This window comes from Streptomyces sp. NPDC056144, from assembly GCF_042264145.1.
Classification (GTDB): Bacteria; Actinomycetota; Actinomycetes; order Streptomycetales; family Streptomycetaceae; genus Streptomyces.
In genome coordinates this window covers 36308-57017 of record NZ_JBHJVF010000009.1, presented here as the reverse complement: position 1 = coordinate 57017, position 20710 = coordinate 36308, and the positions used below count along the sequence as shown (strand labels likewise).

General features: G+C 74.2%; 16 protein-coding genes. 10 read left to right on the top strand and 6 right to left on the bottom strand.

The window, feature by feature from the left end; translation table 11 throughout:
- Window positions 1-67: 67 nt before the first annotated feature.
- The 3 genes from ACFC0Z_RS25220 (at window position 68) to fxsA (ending at window position 3727) form a co-directional block, all read left to right on the top strand.
- Window positions 68-1750: an amidohydrolase gene (locus ACFC0Z_RS25220; protein ID WP_376442089.1), complete on the top strand. Its 1683-nt coding sequence runs from the start codon at window positions 68-70 to the stop codon at window positions 1748-1750.
- A 468-nt stretch (window positions 1751-2218) separates the two neighbouring features.
- A complete protein-coding gene (locus ACFC0Z_RS25215; protein WP_376442086.1) occupies window positions 2219-2995 on the top strand; it encodes a polyprenol monophosphomannose synthase in 777 nt (258 codons plus the stop codon).
- Between the two features lie 135 nt (window positions 2996-3130).
- Entirely contained in the window at window positions 3131-3727 is a 597-nt protein-coding gene (fxsA, locus tag ACFC0Z_RS25210; protein ID WP_376442083.1) for an FxsA family membrane protein, read from the top strand.
- Window positions 3728-3836: 109 nt separating this feature from the next.
- Here the strand turns inward: fxsA and ACFC0Z_RS25205 are convergent, their stop codons facing one another.
- From ACFC0Z_RS25205 to ACFC0Z_RS25190, 4 genes are all read right to left on the bottom strand, one after another.
- On the bottom strand, window positions 3837-4211 hold the full coding sequence (locus ACFC0Z_RS25205) for an RNA polymerase-binding protein RbpA (protein WP_015032218.1): 375 nt from the start codon (window positions 4209-4211) through the stop codon (window positions 3837-3839).
- Window positions 4212-4466: 255 nt separating this feature from the next.
- A complete protein-coding gene (locus ACFC0Z_RS25200; protein ID WP_376442080.1) occupies window positions 4467-5831 on the bottom strand; it encodes an MFS transporter in 1365 nt (454 codons plus the stop codon).
- 67 nt (window positions 5832-5898) lie between these two features.
- Entirely contained in the window at window positions 5899-6663 is a 765-nt protein-coding gene (locus ACFC0Z_RS25195) for a glycerophosphodiester phosphodiesterase (RefSeq protein WP_376442077.1), read from the bottom strand.
- Between the two features lie 17 nt (window positions 6664-6680).
- On the bottom strand, window positions 6681-7412 hold the full coding sequence (locus ACFC0Z_RS25190) for a YitT family protein (protein ID WP_376442074.1): 732 nt from the start codon (window positions 7410-7412) through the stop codon (window positions 6681-6683).
- 64 nt (window positions 7413-7476) lie between these two features.
- Between ACFC0Z_RS25190 and ACFC0Z_RS25185 the strand changes: the two genes are divergently transcribed.
- The gene (locus tag ACFC0Z_RS25185) at window positions 7477-8976 is read left to right on the top strand and encodes a PLP-dependent aminotransferase family protein (RefSeq protein ID WP_376442072.1); all 1500 of its coding nucleotides are present in this window, start codon (window positions 7477-7479) and stop codon (window positions 8974-8976) included.
- A 66-nt stretch (window positions 8977-9042) separates the two neighbouring features.
- On the opposite strand, the gene ACFC0Z_RS25180 is transcribed toward ACFC0Z_RS25185, so the two are convergent.
- Entirely contained in the window at window positions 9043-10734 is a 1692-nt protein-coding gene (locus tag ACFC0Z_RS25180; RefSeq protein ID WP_376442070.1) for a hypothetical protein, read from the bottom strand.
- Between the two features lie 37 nt (window positions 10735-10771).
- The gene (locus ACFC0Z_RS25175; RefSeq protein ID WP_030493667.1) at window positions 10772-10966 is read right to left on the bottom strand and encodes a hypothetical protein; all 195 of its coding nucleotides are present in this window, start codon (window positions 10964-10966) and stop codon (window positions 10772-10774) included.
- A 306-nt stretch (window positions 10967-11272) separates the two neighbouring features.
- Here ACFC0Z_RS25175 and ACFC0Z_RS25170 point away from each other — a divergent pair, with 306 nt between their 5' ends.
- From ACFC0Z_RS25170 to ACFC0Z_RS25145, 6 genes are all read left to right on the top strand, one after another.
- Window positions 11273-11665 carry an ankyrin repeat domain-containing protein gene (locus ACFC0Z_RS25170; RefSeq protein ID WP_376442067.1) on the top strand — a complete coding sequence of 131 codons (393 nt, stop codon included), beginning with the start codon at window positions 11273-11275 and terminating at the stop codon, window positions 11663-11665.
- A 325-nt stretch (window positions 11666-11990) separates the two neighbouring features.
- Window positions 11991-13406 (top strand): HEAT repeat domain-containing protein, encoded by a 1416-nt coding sequence (locus ACFC0Z_RS25165; protein ID WP_376442064.1) that lies wholly within the window; start codon window positions 11991-11993, stop codon window positions 13404-13406.
- A 261-nt stretch (window positions 13407-13667) separates the two neighbouring features.
- Window positions 13668-14789 carry a glycosyltransferase family 4 protein gene (locus ACFC0Z_RS25160; RefSeq protein WP_376442061.1) on the top strand — a complete coding sequence of 374 codons (1122 nt, stop codon included), beginning with the start codon at window positions 13668-13670 and terminating at the stop codon, window positions 14787-14789.
- A gap of 194 nt (window positions 14790-14983) precedes the next feature.
- On the top strand, window positions 14984-16225 hold the full coding sequence (locus ACFC0Z_RS25155) for a glycosyltransferase (RefSeq protein WP_376442495.1): 1242 nt from the start codon (window positions 14984-14986) through the stop codon (window positions 16223-16225).
- The gene (locus tag ACFC0Z_RS25150; RefSeq protein WP_376442058.1) at window positions 16222-17097 is read left to right on the top strand and encodes an SGNH/GDSL hydrolase family protein; all 876 of its coding nucleotides are present in this window, start codon (window positions 16222-16224) and stop codon (window positions 17095-17097) included. Before ACFC0Z_RS25155 ends, ACFC0Z_RS25150 begins: the two co-directional genes overlap by 4 nt.
- A complete protein-coding gene (locus ACFC0Z_RS25145; RefSeq protein ID WP_376442055.1) occupies window positions 17094-20696 on the top strand; it encodes a hydantoinase B/oxoprolinase family protein in 3603 nt (1200 codons plus the stop codon). The genes ACFC0Z_RS25150 and ACFC0Z_RS25145 overlap by 4 nt, the downstream gene beginning before the upstream one ends.
- Window positions 20697-20710 lie beyond the last annotated feature (14 nt).

Below are 20710 nucleotides of genomic sequence, written 5' to 3'. Positions count from 1 at the left end.
GGCGGGGGACCTGCCGGACGGGGACCTGCCGGACAAAGCGGGTCCCGGCAGGTCATAGCCTGGTCCCATGAGTGAGTCCATGCCCGCGGTGTCCGCCGCCTCCGCCGCCGCTTCCGCCGCGTCCGGCGCTTCCGCCGCCGAGCAGCGCACGGTGCTGCTGCGCGGCGGGGAAGTCCACAGCCCCGCCGACCCCTTCGCCACCGCCATGGTCGTGGAGCGCGGGCACGTCGCCTGGGTCGGCTCGGAGGGCGCGGCCGACGCCTTCGCCTCCGGCGTGGACGAGGTCGTCGACCTCGAAGGCGCGCTCGTCACCCCGGCTTTCGTCGACGCGCACGTCCACACCACGGCCACCGGACTCGCCCTCACCGGCCTCGACCTGTCCTCCGCCGCCTCGCTCGCCGAGGCGGCGGAGCTGATCCGCGCCCACGCCGCCGCCCGCCCCGGCGACCGCATCCTCATCGGCCACGGCTGGGACGCCTCCCGGTGGCCCGAGCGCCGCCCCCTCACCCGCGCCGAACTCGACGGGCTCACCGGCGGCCGTCCGCTCTACCTCACGCGCATCGACGTCCACTCGGCCGTCGTCACCACCGCCCTCCTCGACCTCGTCCCGGGCGTCCGCGACCTGGACGGCTTCCACGACGGGCAGCAGCCGCTCACCGGCGACGCGCACCACGCCGTCCGCGAGGCCGCCTACGCCGCGGTCTCCCCGGAGCAGCGCACCGAGGCGCAGCGCGCCGCCCGCGCCCACGCGGCCTCCCTCGGCATCGGCACCCTGCACGAGTGCGGCGGGCCGCAGATCTCCTCCGAGGACGACTTCACGGGCCTCCTCGACCTCGCCCGCGCCGAGGCCGGGCCCCGGGTCGTCGGCTACTGGGCCGATCTCGACGTCGAGCGGGCCCGCGCCCTCGGCGCCCTCGGCGCGGCCGGCGACCTCTTCGCCGACGGTTCCCTCGGCTCGCACACCGCCTGCCTCCACGAGCCGTACGCGGACCACGCCGCCCCCGCGCACACCGGCGCCGCCCACCTGGACGCCGCCACCGTCGCCGCCCACGTCGTCGCCTGCACCGAGGCCGGCCTCCAGGCCGGGTTCCACGCCATCGGCGACGCCGCCGTGACCGCCGTCGTCGACGGCGTGCGCGCCGCCGCCGACAAGCTCGGTCTCGCCCGGATCCGGGCCGCCCGGCACCGTGTCGAGCACGCCGAGATGCTCACCCCCGAGACGATCGCCGCCTTCGCCGAGCTGGGGCTCACCGCCTCGGTCCAGCCCGCCTTCGACGCGCTCTGGGGCGGCGACGAGGGCATGTACGCCGACCGGCTCGGCGTCGAGCGGGCCCGCACCCTCAACCCGTACGCGGGGCTCCTGCGCGCGGGCGTGCCGCTGGCCTTCGGCTCCGACAGCCCGGTCACCCCGCTCGACCCGTGGGGCACCGTCCGGGCCGCCGCCTTCCACCGCACCCCCGAGCACCGGATCTCCGTCCGCGCCGCCTTCACCGCCCACACGCGCGGTGGCTGGCGGGCCGTGGGCCGCGACGACGCGGGGACGCTCGTCCCCGGCGCGCCCGCCGACTACGCGATCTGGAGCACCGGGGAACTCCTCGTGCAGGCTCCCGACGACCGGGTGGCCCGCTGGTCCACCGACCCCCGGTCCGGTACGCCCGGTCTGCCCGATCTGTCGCCGGGTGCCGAGCTGCCGGTCTGCCTGCGGACCGTGGTGTACGGGCAGACGGTTTTCGTACGGCCGAACGAGTGATGTAGGGATATTTCCGACCCCGGGCGACCGTTCCGCACGCTTGTCCCCGACCTGCGGATCTTCCCCTCCGGCCTGGACTTTTAGGACATTTGCGCAGGTCAAACGGGTGTTGACAGGCAACAGGCGGGGGCGGGTAGGTTCTCGGCGTCCACCAATGGACGTCCGACCGGTTCGAACCCCCTCGCAGTCGCCGACCGCCGCCCGCGCCTCGGTCGCGAGGGAAGGTTTCTCCGGCGGAAGGTGCGACCCGGGTGGGGCCCGGACGTTCAGTAGACAACGGCTCTCGGTCGACCCGCAGCCAGCGGATCCCAGGTCGGACCGAAGGACGTCGGGCCCCGCACCGCACGGCACGCCCCCAAATGTCCCGCCCTGCCCTCCCGCCCCGACCCTCCCGCGCGACCGCCCCGGCGGACCACTCCGGGGACCTCGCTATGGTGGGGTTCTGCGTTTGTATCCGAAGGGGCAGTAGTGAACGACGGTGGCCAGAGGCGTTACGGCCCGCTCGGCAAGGCCTTGGTGATCATTCCGACCTACAACGAGGCGGACAACATCAAGCCGATCGTCGCGCGGGTGCGGGAGGCCGTACCCGAGGCGCACGTTCTCGTCGCCGACGACAACAGCCCTGACGGCACGGGCAAGTTCGCGGACGAGATCGCGTCCGAGGACGATCACGTCCACGTCCTGCACCGGAAGGGCAAGGAGGGGCTCGGCGCCGCCTACCTCGCCGGCTTCCGCTGGGGCATCGAGCACGGCTACGGCGTCCTCGTCGAGATGGACGCCGACGGCTCCCACCAGCCCGAGGAGCTGCCGCGGCTGCTCACCGCGCTCAAGGGCGCGGACCTCGTCCTCGGCTCCCGCTGGGTGCCGGGCGGCCGGATCGTGAACTGGCCGAAGTCCCGCGAGTTCATCTCCCGCGGCGGCAGCCTCTACTCGCGCGTGATGCTCGACGTGCCGATCCGCGACGTCACCGGTGGCTACCGGGCCTTCCGCAAGGAGACCCTGGAGGGCCTGGGCCTGGAGAACGTGGCCTCGGCCGGCTACTGCTTCCAGGTCGACCTGGCCCGCCGCGCCGTCGCCGCCGGCTTCCACGTCGTCGAGGTCCCCATCACCTTCGTCGAGCGCGAGATCGGCGACTCCAAGATGAGCCGGAACATCGTCGTCGAGGCGCTGTGGCGGGTCACCGGATGGGGCCTGACCGCGCGCGCGGAGAAGGTCGGCAAGCTGCTCGGCCGCAAGTCCGCCTGACGCTCGCACTCGCCATACGGGGCCGGCTCCTCCCACGGGGCCGGCCCTGATCCTGTTTTCCGGCCCTGTTCCTTCCCTCCGGGCCTGATCCTTCCTTTACGACGTTCCGGCACGGCGCCAGGCACACTGGGGTTCATGACGACCGGCGCACCGCCTCCCCTCGCCCGCAAGCGCTCGCGCGCCCGTACCTATCTGCCCCTCGCCGTCGCCGCCTGGCTGGTCCTGGAGATCTGGCTGCTGACGGTGGTGGCGAACGCGGCGGGCGCGCTGACCGTGCTCCTCCTGCTCGTCGGCGGCGCCGTCCTCGGCGCCACCGTGGTGAAGCGGGCGGGCCGGCGCGCCTTCGGGAACCTCACCTCGACCTTCAAGGAGGCCCAGGCCGCCGCGCAGACCGGCGGCACGCCTCCGACGTCCGCCGGCCGGTCCGGCGCCGACGACCGCAACGGCTTCCTGATGCTCGGCGGTCTGCTCCTGATGATCCCGGGCCTGATCTCCGACGCGGCCGGTCTGCTCCTGCTGATCCCGCAGGTCCGCTCGTTCCTCGGGCGGTACGCGGAGAAGACCGTGGAGCGCCGGATGAGCGCGGCGCCCCCCGGCAGCCTCCAGGACGCCTTCCAGCAGGCTCGTATCCACCGCCCGGACGGAAAGGTCGTCCAGGGCGAGGTCGTCCGCGAGGACGCGCACCAGGGGCCTCGTCGGCCCGACGAGCCCCGCCCGCCCCTGATGCCCTGACCGAAACCCGTACGGCCGCCCGCAAGGGAGGCCGTACGGACAGACGCCGAGGGGCCCGGTACACGAGATGTGTACCGGGCCCCTCGGCGTCGTTACTTCCGGAGGTCCGCTAGGCGGACTTGCGGCTGTCGCGCGGATGTACGGCGATGTTCATGGCGCCGGAGCGAAGGACGGCCAGCCTTTCGGCGAGGACCTCCTCCAGCTCCTCGCGGGTGCGCCGCTCCATGAGCATGTCCCAGTGCGTACGCGCAGGCTTGCCCTTCTTCTCCTCAGGCCCGTCCCCGTCCACCAGGAGAGCCTGGATTCCGCAGACCTTGCATTCCCACTCCGGCGGAATCTCCGCCTCCACCGAGAAGGGCATCTCAAAACGATGGCCCTTCTCGCATGCGTACTCCACGGCCTGGCGCGGGGCCAGATCGATGCCGCGGTCGGTCTCGTAGCTGGTCACCACGAGGCGCGTGCCGCGAAGAGCTCGCTCACTCATGAATCGTGCCTCCCGGGCTTGTCGCCCACAGGACAGGTGTCGCTGTCGTCGTTATCCGGTCAACGTCCGGTCGGCGGTAAAGATTCCCGTGCCGGGTCATGCGTCGCCCGTCGTGCCGCCCCTTGTTGTACCCACCAGTGCCCGTTTTGTCACATCTGACGGCAGATGTAACTCACTGTCTTCACCAAAGCAGCACGCAGTAACGGTCCGCCTGGCAGGCCAAAGGCGTACACTACCGGCCTTTCACTTCCGCGTCTAAATCCGCTCCGGTACCGGGTTGCCCGCCTCCTCCACCGCGCGCCGCACCGGGACCCGGGCGAGGAGGACGAATCCGACACCGAAGAAGATCACGAGAGAGATGATCGCATCCCGATAGCTTCCGGTCAGCTGGTACGCGAGGCCGAAAACGAGGGGACCCAGCCAGCTCAGGCCGCGGTCGCTCATCTCGTACGCCGAGAAGTACTCCGCCTCCTTGCCGCGCGGCACGAGGTGCGAGAACAGCGAGCGGGACAGGGCCTGGCTTCCGCCCAGGACCAGACCGATCGCGGCCGCCAGACTGTAGAAGAACACGGGCGCGTCGGCCGGGAGGAAATAGGCCGCCGCGAGGATCAGGGTCCAGACGGCGAGCGAGGCGAGAATCGTCCGCTTGGCGCCGTACACCCGGGCGAGTCGCCCCATCCCCAGCGCGCCCGCCACAGCGAGCACCTGCACGAGCAGGACCGCCGTGATGAGCGTCGTCTGGTCGAGTCCCAGCTCCTCCGAGCCGTAGATCGACGCCTGCGAGATCACGGTCTGCACGCCGTCGTTGTAGATCAGGTAGGCGAGCAGGAAGGAGAGCGTCAGCGGGTGCCGCCGCATGTCCTTGAGGGTCGCCCGCAGCTGACTCCAGCCGCCGCCCACCGCGCCCTCGGCGGCGTGCCGCTGTCCGCCCGTCCTCCGGTCCCGCAGCCGCGCCAGGGGTACGAGGGTGAAGGCGCCCCACCACAGTCCGGCCGAGGCGAGACAGATCCGGACCGCCATGCCCTCCGTGAGGCCGAAGGAGTCGTGGCCCGAGTACAGGACCAGGTTCAGGACCAGGACCAGCGCGCCCGAGGTGTAGCCGAAGGCCCAGCCGCGCGAGGAGACCGCGTCCCGCTCGTCCGGCTCCGCGATCTGCGGCAGGAAGGCGTTGTAGAGCACCATCGAGACCGACAGCGAGGCGTTCGCCACGATCAGCAGGAACGCGCCCAGCAGATAGCGGTCGCCCGACAGGAAGAACATCCCCGCCGTGGCCGTCGCCCCCAGGTACGCCGCGGCGGCGAGCAGCGGCTTCTTGCGGCCCGTACGGTCCGCCACCGCGCCCACCAGCGGCATCACCAGGACCGCGACGACGATCGAGACCGAGACGGCGTACGCGAACAGCGAGCCGGCCCGCACGGGTATCCCGAGCGGGTGCACGAACCCGTCGGCGTCGGCCGCGGCCCGGGCCACCGAGGTCAGGTACGGCCCCAGGAACACGGTCACCACACTCGTGGAGTAGACCGAGCACGCGAAGTCGTAGAAGTACCAGCCGTGCTGCTCGCGCCGCCGCTCGGCCGGACCGGCGGCGTACTCCTCCGGTTCGGTGGTCTCTGCGGTCATGGCCGCGCCCCCTGTTCGTCCCCGTGAATCCCCGTGAACCGTCCCCGCGTGGCGGGGCGGGCGTGGCTCAGACCCACGCCCCCCGCTCGGTGAGGACCGAGCGCAGCGTCTCCAAATGATCGGTCATGATGCCATCCACGCCCAGATCGAGGAGAGAGTTCATCCGCTCCGGATCGTTGATCGTCCAGACGTGGACCTGGAGCCCGCGCGCGTGGGCCTCGCGGACGAACCGGCGGTCGACCACGGTGACCCCGCCCTGCCGCTCGGGGACCTGCGCCGCCACGGCGCCCGCCCGCAGCGCGGCCGGGATGCCGAGCGACCGCAGCCGAAGGCCCACGACGCCCCGGACGCCGTACGAGGTGGCGAGCCGGGGGCCGGCGAGGCGCTGCGCCCTGGCCACCCTGGCCTCGCTGAACGACCCCACGCAGACCCGGTCCCAGGCGCCGGTCCTGCGGATGAGGTCCACGAGGGGGAGCAGGGCCGACTCGGCCTTGACGTCGATGTTCCAGCGGGCTTCGGGGAACTCCTCCATGAGGTCGGCGAAGAGCGGCAGCGGCTCCTCGCCCGCCACGCGCGCGTGGCGGACGGTTTCCCACGGCAGGTCGGCGATCCGGCCCGAGGCGTCCGTGACCCGGTCGAGGGTCGCGTCGTGGAAGGCGACGAGGGCGCCGTCCGCCGTCGTGTGGACGTCCGTCTCGAAGTAGCGGTAGCCCGCCGCGGCGGCCCGGCGGAAGGCGGCCGCGGTGTTCTCCAGGCCGTTCGCCGTGCCGCCGCGATGGGCGAACGCGAGGGGGGAGGGGTGGTCGAGGTAGGGGTGGCGTACGCGAGTCACGGGCGAAGTATGGCCTGTCAGGGTGTCTCGGCGGCGACCTCGGGGCGTCGGGTCTCCGGCGTCGCGGCGGCCGCCACGGGCCCGGGCTCCTGACGGGCCTCCTGCTCGGGCACCGCGAACCAGCGGAGGAAGAACTGGGCCAGCGGCCCGATCGCCAGGGCGTACAGGACCGTGCCGACGCCGACCGAGCCGCCGAGGACGAAGCCCGTCGCCACGACCGCGACCTCGATCGCCGTCCTGACCAGCCGGATCGAGCGGCCGGTGAGCCGGTGCAGGCCCGTCATCAGGCCGTCGCGCGGGCCGGGGCCGAAGCGGGCCGCGATGTACAGGCCGGTGGCGACGCCGTTGAGGACGATGCCGAGCACGAGCAGCGGGATCCGCCACGCCAGGCCGTCGACGTCGGGCAGCAGGGCCAGGGTGCCGTCCATCGCCAGGCCGATCACGAACACGTTGGAGACCGTCCCGAGCCCCGGCCGCTGCCGGATCGGGATCCACAGGAGCAGCACCACCGCCCCCACGACGATCGACACCACACCGATGGTCAGGCCGGTCTTCTCGGCGAGACCCTGGTGGAGGACGCCCCAGGGCTCCAGGCCGAGCCCGCTGCGCACCAGGAGCGCGGAGCTGACCCCGTACAGCGTCAGCCCGACGTAGAGCTGGACGAGCCTGCGGGTGAGGTGCCGGCCGTGGAGGCCGGAGGCGATGGACAAAGGACTGCCCCCCAAGGTGGTGGTAGTGGACTGACTCATGACACTCTGTGGCGGGGTATCCGATGCCAACCATGGCCAATTCGATGAAGGTGGACTGATTTCCATGGCTCAGTGGACTTCGGCCGTGGGACCGGCCCAGCTCGCCCGGCAGCTCCAGGCGCAGCAGCCGAGGCCCGCGGGCCCCGGCGCGCGCAAGCCTCCCGCGTACCGGGCCCTGGCCGACGGCATCCGTCTGCTCGTCCTGGAGGGCCGCGTCCCCGTCGCCGCCCGCCTCCCCGCCGAGCGCGAGCTCGCCGTCGCCCTCACCGTCAGCCGCACGACCGTGGCCGCCGCCTACGAGGCGCTGCGCACCGAGGGCTTCCTGGAGTCCCGGCGCGGGGCCGGCAGCTGGACCGCCGTCCCCGCCGGGAACCCGCTGCCCGCGCGCGGCCTCGAACCGCTGCCCCCCGAGGCCCTCGGCTCCATGATCGACCTGGGCTGCGCGGCCCTGCCCGCGCCCGAGCCGTGGCTCACGCGGGGCGTCCAGGGGGCCCTGGAGGAGCTGCCGCCGTACGCCCACACGCACGGCGACTACCCGGCCGGGCTGCCCGCCCTGCGGCAGATGCTCGCCGACCGGTACACCGCGCGCGGGATCCCCACCATGCCCGAGCAGATCATGGTGACCACCGGGGCGATGGGCGCCATCGACGCCATCTGCCACCTCTTCGCCGGGCGCGGCGAGCGGATCGCGGTCGAGTCGCCCTCGTACGCCAACATCCTCCAGCTGATGCGCTCGGCCGGCGCCCGGCTCGTGCCCGTCGCCATGTCCGAGGGGCTCGGCAGCTGGGACCTGGGCCGCTGGCGCCAGGTGCTGCGGGACGCGGCGCCCCGCCTCGCGTACGTGGTCGCCGACTTCCACAACCCGACCGGCGCGCTCGCCGACGAGGACCAGCGGCGGCAGCTCGTCGAGGCGGCCCGCTCGGCCGGGACGGTCCTCGTCGTCGACGAGACGATGACCGAGCTGTACCTCGACGACGACCTGGAGATGCCCCGTCCGGTCTGCGCCTTCGACCCGGCGGGTTCGACCGTCCTGACGGTCGGCTCGGCCAGCAAGGCCTTCTGGGCCGGGATGCGGATCGGCTGGGTGCGGGCCGCGCCCGACGTCATCCGCTCCCTCGTCGCCGCCCGCGCGTACGCCGACCTCGGCACGCCCGTCCTGGAGCAGCTCGGCGTGAACTGGCTGATGCGGACCGGCGGCTGGGAGGAGGCCGTGAGCCTGCGGCGCGACCAGGCCCGCGAGAACCGGGACGCGATCGTCGCGGCGGTCCGCAGGGAGCTGCCGGAGTGGGAGTTCTCCGTGCCGCGCGGCGGCCTCACCCTGTGGGTCCGCACCGGCGGGCTGTCCGGCTCGCGGCTCGCGGAGGCGGGCGAGCGGGTCGGCGTCCGGGTCCCCTCGGGCCCGCGGTTCGGCGTGGACGGGGCCTTCGAGGGGTACGTGCGGCTGCCGTTCACGGTCGGCGGCGCGGTCGCCGACGAGGCGGCGGCCCGGCTCGCGGCGGCGGCGCGGCTGGTGGAGTCGGGCGTCGGCGGGGGAGTGGAGCCGCCGCGCTCGTTCGTGGCGTAGGAGCGCGGTTCCCGCGCGAAGAGGCCGGTACGGGTGCACCCGTACCGGCCTCTTTCTCTCGTTCCCTCAGCCCTCCGCCGGTACCGGCGCGTGCCGGGGGGTCGGGCCGTGCTCCGGCTCGTAGCGCGGGGTGGGGGCCGTGTCGGGGTCGGGAGCCGAGCCCGGGACCGTGCCGATCGCCTTCACGGTCGGGAGCGTGTCCCCCGTGACGATGTCGGCGGCGTCCGCCGCCGTGCCCGTGGCGCTCACCGCCGTCCGGCGCTCCGGGAGGAGGTCCAGGACCGCCTGGCGGTGCGTCTCGCTGGTGGCGTCGTCGTACGGGTCGGGCGTCGCCGGCACCTGGAGGCGCAGGACCTGGCCCGCACCGAGGCGGGCGTAGCCGCGGCCCGGCGGCACCTGGGGCGTCGGCGTGGTGTGCGGGGCGGCGCCGAGGACCCACTCGATCTGCTCGGGTGCGGCGGGGCCGAGCACGACACGCGCGCGCGTGTGGCTCCGTACCGTCTCGCTCAGGGTGTCCACGCTGTCGAACTGCTCGGCCACGACCACCGTGACCTGCGCCGCCCGGCCGTGCCGCAGCGGCACCTGGAGCAGCTCCTGCGGGTCGGGCCGGCCGTCGGCGGCGGCCAGGTGGCCGAGGATGCTCGGCCGGTCCAGCAGGATCCACAGCGGGCGGCGGGTGTCCTCCGGCGCGGGGTGGCCGGCCTGCCGGGCGCGGTTGGCCGCGATGAGCCGCCGCTCCGTCTCGTGCGCGGCCCACTCCAGGCTGGCCAGCGCCCCGGAGAGCCCGCACTCGACGGCGAGGACCCCGGCACGGCCGGTCAGGCAGGCGTACTCGCCGGTGCCGCCGCCCTCGATGATCAGGACGTCGCCGTGCGGGAGGGCCTGGAGCGCGAGGGAGCGGAGCAGGGAGGTCGTGCCGCTGCCCGGCTGGCCCACGGCGAGCAGGTGCGGCTCGGTGGAACGGGGTCCCGTGCGCCAGACGACGGCCGGGGCGTCCTCCGTGCCGTCCGGGGCGACCACGGGCACGGTCCGCTGCACGGCGTCCGCGTCGGTGAAGCCGAGCACGGTCTCGCCCTGCACGGTGACGAAGCGCTGGGCGGCGATCGTGGTGGGCAGGGGCGGCAGCACGCTCATGACGAGCCGGTTGCCCTCCTCGTCCCAGTCGAAGAGGTACTCGCGCCCGCGCCCGGACTTGGCGTGCAGCAACTGCTCGATACGCGCGCGTGCGGCGGGTTCTCCGTCGGTGAAGTACGGGGGGTACGCGATCCTCAGCCGGGTCAGCCGCCCGTCCTCGTCGAAGGCGTACTCGCCGAAGGCGCCGCTCCACTCGCCGCCGTGGGCGAAGAGCGGGGCCGGGTCGTCGAGGACGGAGAAGTACGGCACGAGGGCCTCGTACAGGCCCTTGAGGCGCGCGAGCTCCGCGTCGTCGGGGCCGGTCTTCACGACCGGACGTTCCCGCCCCTTCCACGCGGCGGCGCCCATGAGCGTGACGAGCGCGAGCAGCGGCCCGTACGGCACGAGGGCGACGACCAGGACGCAGGCCGCGACCAGGAACAGCGTGGGACCCCGCCGTTCCTTGGGGGTCGCGGCCCACTTGGCGCGCGCGGTCGCGGCCAGCTTCCGCAGACCACGGGTGACCGTGATCAGCGGATGGAGCACGTCGGTGGCGCTGTCGGCGGCCGTGCGCGCGATCTCTCGACTGCGAGCGATCTGCGCGCTGCCGCTGCTCAGAATGCGGGGGAGTGGTCGCCGGGCCACGTCGTACTCCTGGGTTCGTGGAAGGGGCTGAGGAGCGTCAGAACTTGATTCCGCCCAGGAGGCCGGCGAGGGACTGCCCGCCCGCCGTGATGCTGGGCGCGATCGCGGTGCCCGCGAGGTAGAAGCCGAACAGCGCGCACACGAGCGCGTGCGAGGCCTTGAGCCCGTCCTTCTTGAAGAACAGGAAGCAGATGATGCCGAGCAGGACCACGCCTGAGATGGACAGGATCATTTGGTGTTCTCCTGGTTGAGGGGACAGTCACCACGAGTCCTTCCATGTTCACAGCGAGTATCTATGTGACTAAAGGTGCATTGGGGTGAATTACGGAACTTTTCACTTCACCGGCCGACGGCGGATGCCGCGCCCGGTGGCGAAAAACCCGTAGTGCGCTAGAGGTGGACGGGGTCGGACTGCCGTGATCTTTGCCTCAGTCGGGCGCGGTCATGTCACCGAACGGGCAGTACCCTGTCGATTCACTCGTACGGCCGCGCTTGCCGTGCGCATGTCGAACTTGCAGGAGAAAGGCGGCCCCATCCCATGAGTGAGACTCCGGACCCCGAGGTCATCGAGCTGGCGTCCAAGGTCTTCGACCTCGCGCGCACCGGGGACGCCGAGACCCTGGCCGCCTACGTGGACGCGGGCGTCCCCGCGAACCTCACCAACGACAAGGGCGACTCCCTCGTCATGCTCGCCGCCTACCACGGCCACGCCGCCGCGGTGGCGGCCCTCCTGGAGCGCGGCGCCGACGCCGACCGCGCCAACGACCGCGGCCAGACCCCGCTCGCGGGAGCCGTCTTCAAGGGCGAGGAGACCGTGATCCGCGCGCTGCTCGCCGGCGGGGCGAATCCGGAGTCCGGCACTCCGTCCGCCGTGGACACGGCCCGCATGTTCGGGAAGACGGATCTCCTGGAGCTCTTCGGGGTCAGCTGAACCGGTTCCCCGGAGCCCGCGGAACCGGTTCTCCGGAACCCCGCGCGCGGAGCTCCCCCGAGCACGGTGAACAGAGGCTGAACCCCAGGTGAGAGCAGCTCCGTAAATGTGGTCGCGGTGGCGAAATGGGTGGGTCATCATGACGTCGGGCCCGGCAGACCGGGCCACCGACGAGAGGCAGAGGAAGATGATCACTGGCAAGCGCAGGACGACGGGCGGCCCTACTTGTTGCCGCGCGGCCTAGGCGTACAGCGATGTACCGCCTGACCCGGGTCATCCCGGATTCCCCCGGTCGTGTCGACAGCTTGATGTGAGGCGTCTTCCCATGTTCGAACCAGTCATAGCGCCGAGCGGCACCCTGCTCGGTCTGCTGCAGAGGGGCCGCGGCGACGGCACCCTCCACGCGCTCGCCGCGCCACGCGCCGAGGCCCTCGCGGCCCTGAACCACTGCGTCCTCGACGACCCCCGCCACGACTGGCAGGTCGAGAACCGCTCCCTCTACTACGCCCGTCTCTACCTGGACCTCCACGGAGGTCTCGACGAGATCGAGGCGCACCTCTTCGACGCCGAGGACCACCTCGACACCGAGGAGTTCAGGACCGGGCTCGCGCTCGCCGTCCTCGGACACCTGGCCTCGTACGGCCGCCACGACGCCCTGCTCCTGCTCCGGCGCTACGCGGCGACCGGCGCGAACTGGGCCTGGGCCCTGGACGAGCTCGCCGTCCGCGACGACGACGCGGGCCTGCGCGCCCTCGCCCTGCCCGTCCTGGCCCGCTTCTCCGCGGACCCGGAGGGCGAGGCCGAGCTCGCGGCCGTCGTCCGCGACGCCTACGAGCCCCGGCCCTGGCGCCTGTGGGCCGAGGATCCGCGCCCGTCCGTCGGCGCCCGGATCACGGCCGCCCGGGAACAGGGCTCCTTCGACCGCTGGCAGCGCCAGATGCGCCCCACGGGACCCCGCCCCGAGTGGAGCGTCCGCGCCGTCCTCGACTGGGCGCAGGAGGGATACGAGCGCGGAGCCGTGCTCCACGCCCCCGCCGCCCGCTGCCTGAGCGCCGTCGCCGGACCCGAGGACCGCCCCGAGATCCTCGCCGCCGCCCGGTACGGCGCCGAGGGCGCGCGCGGCGCGGCCCTCCACCACCTCGCCGCATCGCGCGACCCCGCCGTCCTCGACCTCGTGGAGGCCGCCGCGAACGGCGACTCGCGACCCGTCGCCGAGGCCGCCGTCGCCGCCTACCGCCGCATGTGCGGAGAGGACGCCGTCGCCCGTGCCCGCGCGTGGGTCCGACGGACCGACGAGCTCGGCAAGGCCGCCGCCGAGGTCCTCGCCGGCCGGGGCACCGCCCAGGACGCCGGACTCGTCCTCGGCGCGCTGCGCGGCACCATCCGCTCCGCGGGCCCCGACGCCCCCGAGCTCGCCGTGCTCGTCGACGGGGTGGGCCGCCTCGACATCGCCGTCGCCGCGCCCGTGCTCCGCCACGTCTACCGCGAGACCTCCTCCTCCCAGCTGCGCGGCCGCGTGGCCCGCGCGCTCGCGGCCACCGACCCCACCTTCGCGACGGGCTTCGCCGTCGAATGCCTCTGGGACTGCGAGGAGACCACCCGCGAGGTGGCCGCGCTCCACGCCGAGACCGGTGACGTACGGGTCGCCGAGCGACTCCGACGCCTCGCCGCCGACCCGGCCGAGGAAGCCGAGGTCCAGACGGCGGTGCGCAACCGGATAGGGCCGGACCTGCAGGTCTGACGCCCGCGCTTCCGCACGCGGCTCGGCGACGACAGGTCCGACCACCCCTCCCGGCCCGACCTCGCGCACCAGAGCCACCGGCAGCACCCGCCACCCGGCCCCCGGGGCGGCGCGGCCCCCGACGGAGACCCCGTCGCGCGAGGCCCCGCCCCGGGGGCCGGCGCCGTCCGCCGCCCCTCCGGGGGAAACGCTCATGGGACGTTCCCCCGCCGTTGAGATCGACGTAGGCGCGTACACGCCAAGCCCGACGACAACACCGGTATGCGTGTCGTCATCGTCACAGAGTCCTTCCCTCCCGATGTCAACGGTGTGGCGCACTGCGCCCTGCAGACCGCGCGCCACCTCGCCCGCCGGGGCCACGCCCCCCTCGTGATCGCCCCCGCCGTCGCCGACCCGGCGGCGGACGCCGACGCCCCCTGCCCGGTCGTCCGGGTCCCCTCCCTGCCCCTGCCCGGCTACCCCCAGGTGCGCGTCGCCCTGCCCAGCCGCCGGGTCGCCGCCGCCATCGCCGCGCACCGCGCCGACCTCGTCCACCTTGCCGGGCCGTTCGTCCTCGGCGTGCGCGGGATGACCGCCGCCGCCCGGCTCGGCATCCCCGCCGTCGCCGTCTACCAGACCGATCTCGCCGGGTACGCGCGCACGTACGTCGGGACCGGCGAGGGCACCGCCTGGCGGCGCCTCCGCGCCGTCCACGGGGCCGCCGACCGCACCCTCGCCCCTTCCACCGCCGCCGTACGGGACCTGGAGGCGCACGGCATCGGCCGCGTACGGCTCTGGGGGCGCGGGGTCGACACCGCCCGCTTCCGCCCCGCGCTGCGCGACCAGGAGCTGCGGCGGGACCTCGCCCCCGACGGAGAACTCCTCGTCGGCTACATCGGGCGCCTCGCGCCCGAGAAACGCGTGGACCTGCTCGCCGGGATCCGCGACCTGCCGGGCGTGCGGACGGTCGTCGTCGGCGACGGGCCCAGCGGGCCCGCGCTGCGCGCCGCCCTGCCGGAGGCCCGGTTCCTGGGGCGGCGGACCGGCGACGACCTCGCCCGGATCTTCGCCTCGCTCGACGTCTTCGTCCACACCGGCCCGTACGAGACCTTCGGCCAGACCGTCCAGGAGGCCATGGCGAGCGGACTCCCGGTGATCGCCCCGGCCGTCGGCGGCCCCCTGGACCTCGTCGACCACGGGCGTACGGGGCTCCTCGTACCGCCCGGCGACCCGGGGGCGCTGCGGGCGGCCGTCGCCTCGCTCGCCGCCGCGCCGGAGACCCGCGCGGCCCAGGGGCGAGCGGGCCGCGCCGCCGTCGAGGGCCGCACGTGGGAGGCGCTCGGCGACGAGCTGATCGGGCACTACCGGGAGGTCCTGCGGGCGCGGACGGCGGTGGCGGCGTGAACGGGTCTGTCGGCCCTTACGGCCCTTACGGCCCTTACGGCCCTTACGGCCCTTACGGCCCTTACGGCCCTTACGGCCCTTACGGCCCCTACGGTCCCCACGGTCCCCACGGTCCCCACGGCCCCCACGGCCCCCACGGCCCCCACGGTCCCCACGGCCCCCACGGCCCGACCGGCCCCCGAGGCGGGCGCGGGCTGCGGATCGTGCGGCTCGCCAACTTCGTGACCTCCACCTCCGGCGGTCTGCGCACCGCGCTCGACCAGCTCGGCCGCGGCTACCTCGCCGCCGGTCACGAGCCCGTGCTCGTCGTCCCCGGCGACGTCGCGAGCGACCACCTCACCGAACAGGGCCGGGTCGTCACCCTCCCCGGCCCCGTCGTCCCCGGCACCGGCGGCTACCGGGTCCTCGCCGACCGGCGCCGGGTCCGCCTCCTCCTCGACGAGCTCGCCCCCGACCGGATCGAGGTCCCCGACCGGACGACCCTGCGATGGACGGGGGAGTGGGCGCGCCGCGCGCGCGTGCCGTCGGTGATGGTCTCCCACGAGACCGCCGACGGCGTCCTGCGCACCTGGGGCGTGCCCGAGGCCCTCGCCGCCCGCGCGGCCGACCGCCTCAACCGGCGTACGGCCTGGGCCTTCGCCCGGATCGTCTGCACCACCGCGTGGGCGGAGCGCGAGTTCGTCCGGATCGGCGCCCGCAACGTCGTACGCGCTCCGCTCGGCGTGGACCTGGACCGGTGCAGGCCCGGCCGCCGCAGCACCGTCCTGCGCGCGAAGTACGCGGACGGGGAACGGGTCCTGCTGGTCCTGTGCTCCCGGCTGTCCGTCGAGAAGCGGCCCGGCACGGCCCTCGACGCCCTCGCGGAGCTGCGGGGCACGGGCGTCCGGGCGGCGCTGGTCGTCGCGGGCGACGGGCCGCTCCGGGGCGCCCTGGAGCGCCGGGCACGGGACCGGCGGCTCCCCGTGCGGTTCCTCGGGCACGTCGCCGACCGGGAGGCCCTCGCCGACCTCCAGGCGGCGGCGGACGTCTGCCTGGCCCCGGGACCTGCGGAGACGTTCGGCCTCTCGGCCCTCGAAGCCCTCGCCTGCGGGACCCCGGTCGTCGTCAGCGCCTCCTCCGCCCTGCCGGAGGTCGTCGGGACGGCGGGAGCCGCGGCCGCCGACACGCCGCGGGCCTTCGCCGAGGCCGTACGGGGGCTCCTCGCCGTCCCCGAGCCCGTCCGGCGCGCGGCGGCACGCGCGCGTGCGGAGGAATTCCCCTGGGACCGGTCGGTCCGCGCCTTCCTGGCGGCGCACGACGCGCACGACGTACGAGACGCGCGAGACGCGCGAGACGCGCACCCCGGACCCCGGCTCTCCGCCCTCCCGGCCCTTCCCGCCCTTCCCGGGCCGCCCGCCCGCCGTTCGCCGTCCCCGTCAGAGGGAGCGCGGCGATGACGGCGGCGGCGGAGGAGCCGCGAGACGCGCGGGACGGCCCGGTCCGGTTCGTGGCGCTCGGCGACTCGTTCAGCGAGGGCGTCGGCGACCGGGTCGCCGGGGCCTGGCGCGGCTGGGCGCCGCTGCTCGCCGACGGGCTCGCCGCCGAGGGCCGCGAGACGGTGTTCCTGAACCTCGCCGTCGGCGGCGCCCTCAGCGCGGACGTCGCCGAGGACCAGGCCCCCCGCGCCCTCGCCTTCCGGCCCCACCTCGCCTCCGTCGTGGTCGGGGTCAACGACACCCTCCGCCACACCTTCGACATCGCCCTCCTCGCCCGCCGCCTGGACCGGGTCCTCGGGGAGCTGGACGCGGCCGGGGCCGTCCTCCTGACCGCCTGTCTGCCCGACCCCGGAAGGATGCTCGGCCTGCCGTCACCGCTCGCCCGGCCGCTCGCCCGCCGCCAGCGGTCCGTCAACGCCGTCGTCCACGCCCTCTCCGCGCGCTACGACACCGTCCACCTGCACCTGGCCGACGACACCTGGACCCGGGACCGCGCGCTGTGGAGCGCCGACCGGCTCCATCCCGGCGAGCGCGGCCACCGCGCCGTCGCGGCCGGCTTCCACCGGCTCCTCGCCGAGCGGGGGCTCGCCCACGGCGCGCCCCCGGGGCGGGAGCCCGTACAACGGCCGCCCACGCGCGCGGAGGCCCTGTTCTGGCTCGCGACCGCCGGGACCGGATGGGTCCTGCGGCGCAGCCGGGACCTGCTGCCGCAGTTGCTCCTGCTCGCCGGGGACGAACTGCGCCACCGGACCGGCTGTCCGGGCACCGGCCCCCTCGACGCGCGTGCGGACGCCGCCCTCGCCGCCGCGCTCGCCGCCACAATGGAGGGATGACCGGGCGCTGGGAGTTCTGGATCGACCGGGGCGGCACCTTCACGGACGTCGTCGGACGACGTCCCGACGGGCGGCTCGTCACCCGCAAGCTGCTCTCGCACGACCCGCACCGGCGCCAGGACGCCGCCGTCGCCGGGATCCGCGCGCTCCTCGGCCTCGGCCCGGAGGAGCCGATCCCCGCCGACCGGATCTCCGTCGTCAAGATGGGCACCACCGTCGCCACCAACGCCCTCCTGGAGCGGCGCGGCGAACCCACGGTCCTGTGCGTCACCGAGGGGTTCCGCGACGCACTGCGCATCGCGTACCAGAACAGGCCCCGCCTCTTCGACCGTCACATCGTGCTGCCGGAGGCGGTGTACGCGCGTGTGGTCGAGGTTCCGGAGCGCGTGGACGCCCGCGGCCGGGTCGTCAGGTCCCTCGACGAGGAGGCCGTCGCCGCGTCCCTCGCCGCCGCCCACCGCGACGGCTTCCGCTCCGTCGCCGTCGTCCTGCTGCACGGCTACCGCCACCCGGCTCACGAGCTCCGCGTCGCCGAGGCGGCCCGCGCCGCCGGTTTTCCGCAGATCAGCTGCTCGCACGAGGTGAGCCCGCTCATCAAGCTGGTCCCGCGCGGCGACACCACCGTCGTGGACGCCTACCTCTCGCCCGTCCTCCGGCGGTACGTCGACGAGGTCGCCCGCGAACTCGCCGGAATCCGGCTCATGTTCATGCAGTCCAACGGCGGGCTGCGGGAGGCGACCCACTTCCGGGGCAAGGACGCCGTCCTCTCCGGACCGGCGGGCGGCGTCGTCGGCATGGCCCGCACCTCGGAACGGGCCGGACACGCGCGGGTCATCGGCTTCGACATGGGCGGCACGTCCACCGACGTGTCCCACTACGCGGGTGCCTTCGAGCGCGAACTCGGCACACAGGTCGCGGGGGTGAGGATGCGGGCGCCCATGATGAGCATCCACACCGTCGCCGCGGGCGGCGGCTCCGTCCTCCACTACGACGGCCGCCGCTACCGTGTGGGCCCCGACTCGGCCGGCGCCGACCCCGGCCCCGCCTGCTACCGCCGGGGCGGCCCGCTCACGGTCACCGACGCCAACGTCATGCTGGGCCGCGTCCAGCCCGCCCACTTCCCCGCCGTGTTCGGCGAGACCGGTGACCTGCCCCTGGACGCCGAGGTCGTACGGGAACGGTTCACGGCCCTCGCCGAGGAGACCGGCGGCGGGCGCACTCCCGAGGAGGTCGCGGCCGGCTTCCTGGAGATCGCCGTCCTCAACATGGCCAACGCCGTCAAGAAGATCTCCGTCCAGCGCGGCCACGACGTCACCCGTTACGCCCTCACCAGCTTCGGCGGAGCCGGCGGGCAGCACGCCTGCGCCGTCGCCGACGCCCTGGGCGTCGACACCGTCCTCGTACCGCCGCTGGCCGGGGTCCTCTCCGCCTACGGCATCGGGCTCGCCGACGCGACCGCCCTGCGCGAGCGGTCCGTCGAGGCCGAGCTCGACGCGCCGGGCACCGCCGAGCGCGTGAACGCCGTCCGCGCCGAACTCGCCGACGTGACCCGCGCGGAGCTGCGAGCCGACGGACTGCCGGACACGGCGATCACCACCCACGCGCGCGTGCTCCTGCGGTACGCCGGAACGGACGCGAGCCTCGCCGTCGACCTCGCACCGCCGGAACAGCTGAAAACCGCGTTCACGGACATCCACCGGGCGCGGTACGCCTTCACCCTGGACCGGCCGTTGATCGTCGAGGCCGTCACCGTCGAAGCCGTCGGCGTCACGGGCCCCCACGCCCCGGTCGTGGTCGACACCGGGGAACGCCCGGACGGCCGCGTGCCCGTCCCCCTCGCCACCGTCCGGATGCACAGCGCCGGAACCGCCCACGACACCCCGCTGCACCGCCGGGAGGACCTCCGGCCCGGCGACGCCGTCGACGGCCCCGCGATCCTCGCCGAGGCCGACGCCACCACCGTCGTCGAGACCGGCTGGCGGGCCACCGCCACCGAGGAGGGCCATCTCCGGCTGCGCCGCGTCGTGCCCCGCCCCGCGCGCGTGGCCGCCGGCACCGACGTGGACCCCGTCCTCCTCGAAGTGTTCAACAACCTCTTCATGTCCATCGCCGAGCAGATGGGCGTCCGCCTGGAGAACACCGCCCAGTCCGTCAACATCAAGGAGCGCCTCGACTTCTCCTGCGCCCTCTTCGACGCCGAGGGCAACCTCGTCGCCAACGCGCCCCACATCCCCGTCCACCTCGGCTCCATGGGCGAGTCCATCAAGGAGGTCCTGCGCCGCCGCGCCGACGACCTGCGCCCCGGGGACGTGTACGCGATCAACGACCCGTACCACGGCGGCACCCACCTCCCCGACGTGACCGTGGTGACCCCCGTCTTCGACGACACCGGCACGGAACTCCGCTTCCTCGTCGCCTCCCGCGGCCACCACGCCGAGATCGGCGGCATCACCCCCGGCTCCATGCCCGCCTTCAGCACCACCGTCGAGGAGGAGGGCGTCCTCTTCGACAACTGGCTCCTCGTCCGCGACGGCCGGCTGCGCGAGACCGAGACCCGCGCCCTCCTCACCGGCGCCCGGTACCCCTCCCGCGACCCCGACACCAACCTCGCCGACCTGCGCGCCCAGATCGCCGCCAACGAGAAGGGCATCGAGGAACTCCGTCGAGCCGTCGACGAGTTCGGCCTCGACGTCGTCCGGGCCTACATGCGGCACGTCCGCGCCAACGCCGAGGAGTCCGTCCGCCGCATCGTCGCGACCCTCCACGACGGCGCGTACAGCTACGAGACGGACGGCGGCGCGGTCATCCGGGTCGCCGTCCGCGTCGACCGCGAACGGCGCTCCGCCGTCGTCGACTTCACCGGCACCTCCCCGCAGCTGCCGGGCAACGCCAACGCGCCCACCTCCGTCGTCATGGCCGCCGTCCTGTACGTCTTCCGCACCCTCGTCGACGAGGACATCCCCCTCAACAGCGGCTGCCTCGAACCCCTGGAGGTCCGTGTCCCGCCCGGATCGATGCTCGCGCCCGTCCACCCCGCCGCCACCGTCGCCGGGAACGTCGAGACCTCCCAGGCCGTCACCGGAGCCCTCTACGGAGCCCTCGGCGTCCAGGCCGAGGGCTCGGGCACGATGAACAACGTCACCTTCGGCAACGCGCGCGTGCAGTACTACGAGACCGTCGCGAGCGGCTCCGGAGCCGGCGAGGGCTTCGACGGCGCGGACGCCGTCCAGACGCACATGACCAACTCCCGCCTCACCGACCCCGAGATCCTGGAGTGGCGCCACCCCGTCCGCGTCGACGCCTTCGCGGTACGCGAGGACGGCGGCGGGCGCGGCCGCTGGCACGGGGGCCACGGCGTGGAGCGCCGCATCCGCTTCCTGGAACCCATGACGGTGGCCCTCCTCACCGGACACCGCCGCGTGCCCCCGTACGGCATGGCGGGCGGCGAGCCCGGCGCGCTCGGCGAGAACCTCGTCGAACGCGCCGACGGCACCGTCGACCGCCTCGAAGGCGCCGCGACCACCGAGGTGGGCCCCGACGACGTCCTCGTCCTGCGCACCCCCGGCGGCGGCGGATACGGCACGCCGCCGCCCGCCTGACGAGCCCGTCAGGC